This window comes from Streptomyces sp. NPDC050287, from assembly GCF_044459385.1.
Lineage (GTDB): Bacteria > Actinomycetota > Actinomycetes > Streptomycetales > Streptomycetaceae > Streptomyces.
In genome coordinates, this window is sequence record NZ_JBITIY010000038.1 from 1 (window position 1) to 6,531 (window position 6,531).

The window sequence follows — 6,531 nt, forward strand, 5'->3', positions numbered from 1 at the left end:
GGGACATGTCCACGCTGCCGAGCTTGCGCTCGGACTGCGGCGCGTTGGGACCCGGCACGGTGGCGTCCCGCACGCCGTCCCACGGCTCGTGCGGCCGGGGCGGCTCGAACCGGCCGGCACCGCGGGGCGGGGCGGCGTAGGGGATGTTCAGGAAGGTGAGGGTGTCGCCCTGGCGCAGGCCGCGGACGGCTCCCTGAGCGGTGGTTGCGACGGGGTCGGGGTGGTTCACGGTGGTGCCTTTCCGCAGGGGCTCAGGCCTGCTCGGTGTACGGGGCGAAGGGTGCCCAGCCCTTGATGGCGAACTTGTCTCCCTCGCGGACGACTTCGGCGGCGCCGTTGCCGCCGAGGTGCGCGGGGATGACGAGGGCGTTGTTGTCGACCGCCCAGCCCAGGAGCTTGCGGCGGGTGGCGCGGGCTTCGGCGGGGTCCTCGCAGAAGCAGCTGTTGGCGTCGGGCTCGTGGATCTGGACCGGGCTGTGCAGCATGTCGCCGACGAAGAGGGCCCGGTCCGATCCGGACTCCAGCGTCAACACCGAGGAGCCCGGGGTGTGGCCGGGGGCGAGGTCGAGGCGCAGGCTGCCGTCGATGCGGTGGCTGTCCTCCCAGAGCTGGGTCAGGCCGGCCTCGTGCACGGGGGCGACGCTGTCCTCGAAGACGTTCTGGTTGCCACGGCCGAGCAGGGGCTTGTGCTCGTTGGCGGGGTTCCAGAAGTCGAAGTCCGCCTTGGGCATGAGGTAGGTGGCGTTGGGGAACGTCGGCACCCAGGTCCGGCCGTCGAGATAGGTGTTCCAGCCGACGTGGTCGATGTGCAGGTGGGTGTTGATCACGATGTCGACGTCCTCGGGGCGGACACCGGCGCGGGCGAGGTTGCCCAGGAAGTCGGTGTTCAGCCGGCTCCACACGGGCGCGTACGGGCGGTCCTTGTGGTTACCGACGCCGGTGTCGACCAGGATGGTCTTGCCCTCGCTGCGCAGTACCCAGGTCTGGATGGCCGAGTTGACGATCCGGGTCTCGGCGTCCAGGAAGTCCGGAACCAGCCAGGACCGGTGGGCCTCCCACGCCTCCGCCGGGCTCTCCGGGAAGAACGCCTCGGGCGTCATGTCCACAGGACCGAAGTACTCCCAGACACGGGTCAACGTGACATCGCCCAGGGTGATGGTGTCCACGATTCTCTCCAGTTCGATCGGTTCCGCGTGCTCGGGCCGCAGGCGCGGGCGAGACACGGATGAGCGGCTGCTCATGACGGGTACGGGGGTGCCGCGCCCCTGCGGGGCAGTGCACCGGTGGCGCCGTGACCGCGGCCGCGGCGTCTTCGGCCTCGGGCGGTTCCACCGCCCGAAGCCGGGTGCGGACATCGGACTGCGGGGTGTTCGCCGGTGGAAACAGGGCCGCCCCGTCCGCGTCCGTTCGTGGACGACCCTGCTCAGCCATGGTGCGTCTTGCCGGACGTGCTGCGGTATGCGTCACGTGACTGCACCTGGACCCCACAGTCTCTGCGCTGATCCGGACGCAACGCGAAAACCGGAGGAGCCGTGCGTCGATCCGGTCCTGAGCGTGCGTGGGAACAGCCTGCGGTTCATCACCGGCCGGCACCAACCCGCTCAGGAGGCGGCTGCTCGTCCCGGGCTGGGCAGCGAGGAGACCTCGCCGCCCGCGGACGGAGCCACGGTGTCTTCGGCGGCCGGTGCGGGCGGGTCCAGGGCTTCGGTGAGCGCGATCAAGGTCGTGTCGAGACGGTCGATGTGGAGCAGCAGGCGCCGTTGCGGCGACGGTCGTCCGTGACGCATACGCCGTTCGCCGGAGAGCAGGGACAGTGCCCTGGTGACCTTGGGGCGTGCCGAGTGGGAGGCGGTGCCCGGCCGACGACTCGCGAGGCGGATCAGGTGCGTCACTCTCTCCTGGGCGCGGCCGGCCGCCGCGGTGACCTGGGTGGTGTACGCGGCGTCGTCGCCCTGCGGGAGGCGCCCGGTCACGGCGGCCAGACTCCGTGCGTGGTAGGCCCCGGCTTCCAGCAGTTCCAGCAGGTGGCGGGCGCGATCGCGACGGGCGCGCTGGGGATTGAGCGGGTGGGTGAGCGGCAGGCAGGCCTTGCGGAAGGACTCCAGTGCCTGGTCGAGATCATGGGCCGCGCGTATCAGGCTCGTCGTGGTGTCGGTGCCCAGGCTCCGCGTCGTCGCATCCAGGAGGCGCCTGAGGACCAGCAGGAAGTGGACCAGTCCCTCGTCGCTGGCCCGGCGGACCGTGAGGGGCAGCACGACCACGGTGGCAAGGACGCCGCAGGACACTCCCAGCGCGGTTTCCTGCACGCGCAGGACGAGCACGTCCGTCGAGAAGGTGTCCAGCAGCGCGAGCAGCATGCTCAGTCCGCCGGTGATGAAGAACGTTACCGCCCAGTAGGCGTCGGACGGGGTGTAGAAGATCCCGAACATGCACACCAGCAGCAGAACCAGGAGCAGCGGGCCGTACGGTCCGACCAGGGTGGCGAGGCCGTAGCCGAACACCGCGCCGAGGACTGTGCCCGCCAGCCGGCGCACGCTTTGCAGCAGGACTTCGCCGGTGCTCTCGGTGTTGATGAACACGACCCAGGTGGCCATGACGGCCCAGTACCAGTGGTCTGGGGACAACAGGTGACCGCCGAGGATGGACAGCGCTGAGGCGGCGGTCACCTGGAGGGCCTGCCGGGTCGTTCCGCGCTTGCGGTCTTCGGAGTCCGCTTCGCGGTACCGCTTGACACTGAACGCCCGTGTCCGCGGTGTCGCGGGCGCGTGCGGAGCCGTCCTGGTTGCCGTCGGGGAGCTGCCGTGCGGACCGAGAAGGCGCACGGCTGCGGCTAGTTCGTCGACGCCGTGGAGACAGTCCTGCAACGGCGCCGACGCGGCCGGCAGGATCGCCGGGGCGTCTTCCCGTGCGGCGGTAACCGTTCCCCGGGTGGGCTGGTGGCGGAGGAGGCGGATCCGTGCCGCGAGCTGTTCCCGTGCGGCCCGGTCCGCGAGATCGTCGGCGGCCGGTGCAGTGCGGACCGCGCGGACCGCCAGTACGGTGAGCCGCTGGGCAGCGACCTCCGCGCGTGAGATGTGCCGCAGGAGCTGGCCGTCGGTGGCCTCGTCGACCGCGCGCTCACCGAGAAAATCCTCGATCAGGAGCACGGCCTCGTGCAGCCTGTCCAGACGGCGCTCCAACGACAGACTCAGCGCGTCGGCGTCCTGCCCGGAGCTGAGCAGGGCGGCCGTGTCCCGCAGGACGTCGCGCAGCCGCACGCCGAAGGTGCGCCGCAGCCGGGCGAGAACACGGGACGCCGTCATGAATCCCGGGCAGTAACAGACGGCGACGACGGCCCCGAACGCGGCGAGGACGGCCACGCCCATCTGCGGCAGCTGGACCACTCGTGCCCCGGTGAACTGCGCCAGGAAGAAGGCCATGAAGCCGAAGATGCCCACGCCCTGCCCTCTGGCGCCGTACCGGCGGGCGTGGACGGCGACGTAGATCAGCAGCAGGAACACGATCCCCGCCGCGACCGGGTACGGCGTCAGCACGGCTCCGGCGGCCAGGGCCGCGAGGGAGATCGGAGCGCCGAGTCCCAGCGTGATGAGCTGGTTGCGCGGGTGCAGGTCGCTGATGGCCAGTGAGGTCACCATCGCGGTGAACCCGCCGACCAGCAACTCCGTGCCGGACTGCCCCAGGGCCGTCAGGACGATGAGGGACGCGGCGGCGCCGAGGACGGCGCGCATCGCGGAGGCAAGACGCATCAGCCCGGGATCGACAGCGGCGAAGCGGTCCCACAGCAACGCCGTCTTCCTTGCCACCATGACGGTCTCCGTACATCCTTCCGTGAGCTGAGTGGACGGGGCGATCTCCGGCCGACGGCGTGGAGGCCGTCGTCCCCCGGGATGTCCGCCCGGGGTCCTTCGTCGCCGCGGCGAACCGAGTGCCGAAAGGAGGGGCACCGGAGGCCCTCGACGGACCGCTGCCGCGGCACCAGTCTCGGCGTGTCGGCGATCTGTCCGGTATGCGTCAGGTGACTGCTCTTTGAAGGCGCGGCGGGTTCAGGACTCATCAGGCGCGTCGGCCGCCCGCGAGCCGACTGGGCGATGTCGGAACGGCACAGCCGGCCGCGCCTGGCAGGTTGCGTTGTCGGGACCGGAGTGGGGAGTGGTCGAGCTGGAGGCCCTCGGACTGCGGCTGGGTTCTGCACTGTGCTTCCGCGGAACACGGCGGTGAGTACTCCCCTCTGCTGAGCCTGGGACAGTACCTGGGCAGCCCAGGTGGTCGCGGGGCGCCGGGCCTGTGTCGGGTGCCGGCGCCCCGCTCGTGCCCGGCGGTCGCCGGCCTCATCCGCTCATCGCCGAATGGCAGCGGGGCGGGCGCTTGCGGGGCCGGGCCGTCCTTCCGGCCGGTCAGATGCGGCTGAATCCCGCCCAGTCCTTGATCTTGAAGTTGCTGCCGCTGCGCTCCACCTCGGCGGCACCGTGGCCGGGAAGGTGCGCGGGCAGGATGAGGGCCTTGTGGTCGGCGGCCCACTCCAGTTCGCGGCGGCGGGTCGTGAGCGCCTGCTTCTCGTCCTCCTCGAAGCAGCTGTTGAACTCGGGGTGTTCGAGCTGCAGCGGAGTGTGGAGCAGGTCGCCGATGAACACCGCTCTGTCGCTTCCCGACTTCAGCTGGATCACGGACGAGCCGGGAGTGTGTCCAGGGGCGGGGTGGAGCGTCAGGTGGGAGTCGAGGGTGTACGAGCCCTCCCACAGCTTCACCTGGCCCGCCTGGTGCACGGGGAGCACACTGTCCTCCCAGACGTTCTGGTTGCCCTGCCAGTATCTCGGCCGCACAGGGCCCAGCGGGTTCCAGAAGTCGAAATCGATCTTGGGGATCAGATACGTGGCGTTCGGGAAGGTGGGCACCCAGTCACGGCCCTCGCGTCGAGTGTTCCAGCCGACGTGGTCGTTGTGCAGGTGGGTGTTGACGACGACGTCGACGTCCTGCGGCCGGACTCCCGCGTGGGCCAGAGTGCGCAGGTAGTCCGTGTCCATGTACTGCCACTGCTTGGCGTACGGACGGAACTTGTCGTTCCCGGCGCCGGTGTCGATCAGGATCGTCCTGCCCTCGCTGCGCAGGACCCAGGTCTGCAGGGCGGACCTGACCAGGTCGGTGCTCGGATTCCAGAAGTCCGGGCTCAGCCAGTCCTCGTTGTCCTCCCAGAGTTCCTTCGGGCTGTCGGGGAAGAACTGGCGCGACGTCAGGCCCACCGTACCTCTGTATTCCACGACACGGGTGACGGTGACCTTGCCGAGTTGTATTGTCTCGACGTGTGTTCGGCGCTCGGCCTTGGTGAATGCGGAGGCGTTGGTCGGCTGGACCAGTGGGCCGCCCAGCAGCCCGGCGGCGCCGACGCCTGCCGCTACGCCGACAAATCCGCGTCGGCTCAGTGAACGTGCAGAATTTGTGCTGTCCATTTTTGCGCTCCGATGGAATCACTCATCACGGCCTGCAGCGCCTGCGATCAGGCAAGGACAGGACCGCGATAGGCCGCTTCTTGATCGTCACGGCCGGACACCCACCATCGTGCGCGTTCCAAGCGCCGACCGGTATCAGTAACTTGACTGAGAGGGAATCCGTAGAAGTCCCGGCGGAGTCGGCCACCTGCTGGCGCTCGTGGGTTAATGGACCGGACCGTGATACGGCAATCACGGAATGATCCGACGACCAGTCACTTGAATGGTCACGCGAATAGACCCCCCTCGGGGTTGCAGAGTATGTCCTGCCCCGGCGTCGACGTGGCGGGGTGAACCGGCCCGAGTCGGAGACGCCCGGAACCGGCCAGGGCAGGGCTCCCGTTTCAGCTCGTGTTGTCGACGTCGGTCACTTGGCGCAAGCCTGGAAAACAGCCGGTCCAACCGCTGGTGGGACCGTCCGGCATCGGCACTGCCTGACGTCTCAGGGCTGGTGGACGGTGGCGGCACGGCTGCCTGGGGTTCACGCCGGGCACGGACTCGGGGCGGACAGCCGACGGACGCCCAGCGGGTCGCGTATCACCCGCCGTATCTCGACGCACCCGTCGACGAGCTGGAGATCGTCCCGGGCCGCGCGTTCAACTGGGGCGGCGCTCTTCTCAAGAGCCGCCTCCCGGGCGCGCTCCGGACCGGCTACGCCGTCGATGACGTAGAAATGGCGTACGAGCCGACCGCGTGAAGTATGGAACCCAAGTCCTACGAGCCATGAGCCTTCGGCGACCATGATTGCCCCTTCGAGGTGGACATGTACGGCTTCCTAGCCCGCTTCTGGCTCTGGCCGCGCGGCGCCGGTATGCGTCACGTGACTGCGTCGTCATGTGGCCCACAGCCGCAGGACGCGTGCGCCCCGCCTGTCGCCCCCCGATGCCGCTGTGCGGATGTCCTCGCTGCCGTCTCCGGAATCGGCTGGGCCGCCGGCCGACCATCTGACACGGGAACGGATGCGCCTCCGCGGCGCTGCCCCCCCCCGTAGCCGTAAGCGGAAGGCCAAAGGGCGGTCAATCGTCATGGTGCGGGGAGCCGCATGAGC

General features: G+C 69.6%; 5 protein-coding genes. 1 reads left to right on the forward strand and 4 read right to left on the reverse strand.

The annotated features are described in order from the left end of the window. The 4 genes from ACIBK3_RS46605 to ACIBK3_RS46620 all read right to left on the reverse strand — a co-directional run. Positions 1–229, reverse strand: a 229-nt coding sequence (locus tag ACIBK3_RS46605) for a carboxylesterase family protein (RefSeq protein WP_399374735.1), incomplete at its 3' end; no start/stop codon positions are given. A gap of 22 nt (positions 230–251) precedes the next feature. Next, on the reverse strand, positions 252–1,166 hold the full coding sequence (locus ACIBK3_RS46610; RefSeq protein ID WP_399374736.1) for an MBL fold metallo-hydrolase: 915 nt from the start codon (positions 1,164–1,166) through the stop codon (positions 252–254). Between the two features lie 435 nt (positions 1,167–1,601). After that, complete coding sequence (locus ACIBK3_RS46615; RefSeq protein WP_399374737.1) at positions 1,602–3,806, reverse strand: FUSC family protein; 2,205 nt, start codon at positions 3,804–3,806, stop codon at positions 1,602–1,604. 588 nt (positions 3,807–4,394) lie between these two features. Next, complete coding sequence (locus ACIBK3_RS46620; protein ID WP_399374738.1) at positions 4,395–5,444, reverse strand: MBL fold metallo-hydrolase; 1,050 nt, start codon at positions 5,442–5,444, stop codon at positions 4,395–4,397. 490 nt (positions 5,445–5,934) lie between these two features. On the opposite strand from ACIBK3_RS46620, the gene ACIBK3_RS46625 reads away from it, so the two are divergent. Further along, positions 5,935–6,180 (forward strand): hypothetical protein, encoded by a 246-nt coding sequence (locus ACIBK3_RS46625; RefSeq protein ID WP_399374740.1) that lies wholly within the window; start codon positions 5,935–5,937, stop codon positions 6,178–6,180. Positions 6,181–6,531 lie beyond the last annotated feature (351 nt).

What these genes read in the sequence shown, in the direction of transcription:
- ACIBK3_RS46615 (WP_399374737.1), bottom strand. Translation starts at nt 3,806, where the DNA reads ATGGTGGCAAGGAAGACGGCGTTGCTGTGGGACCGCTTCGCCGCTGTC.
- ACIBK3_RS46620 (WP_399374738.1), bottom strand. Translation starts at nt 5,444, where the DNA reads ATGGACAGCACAAATTCTGCACGTTCACTGAGCCGACGCGGATTTGTC.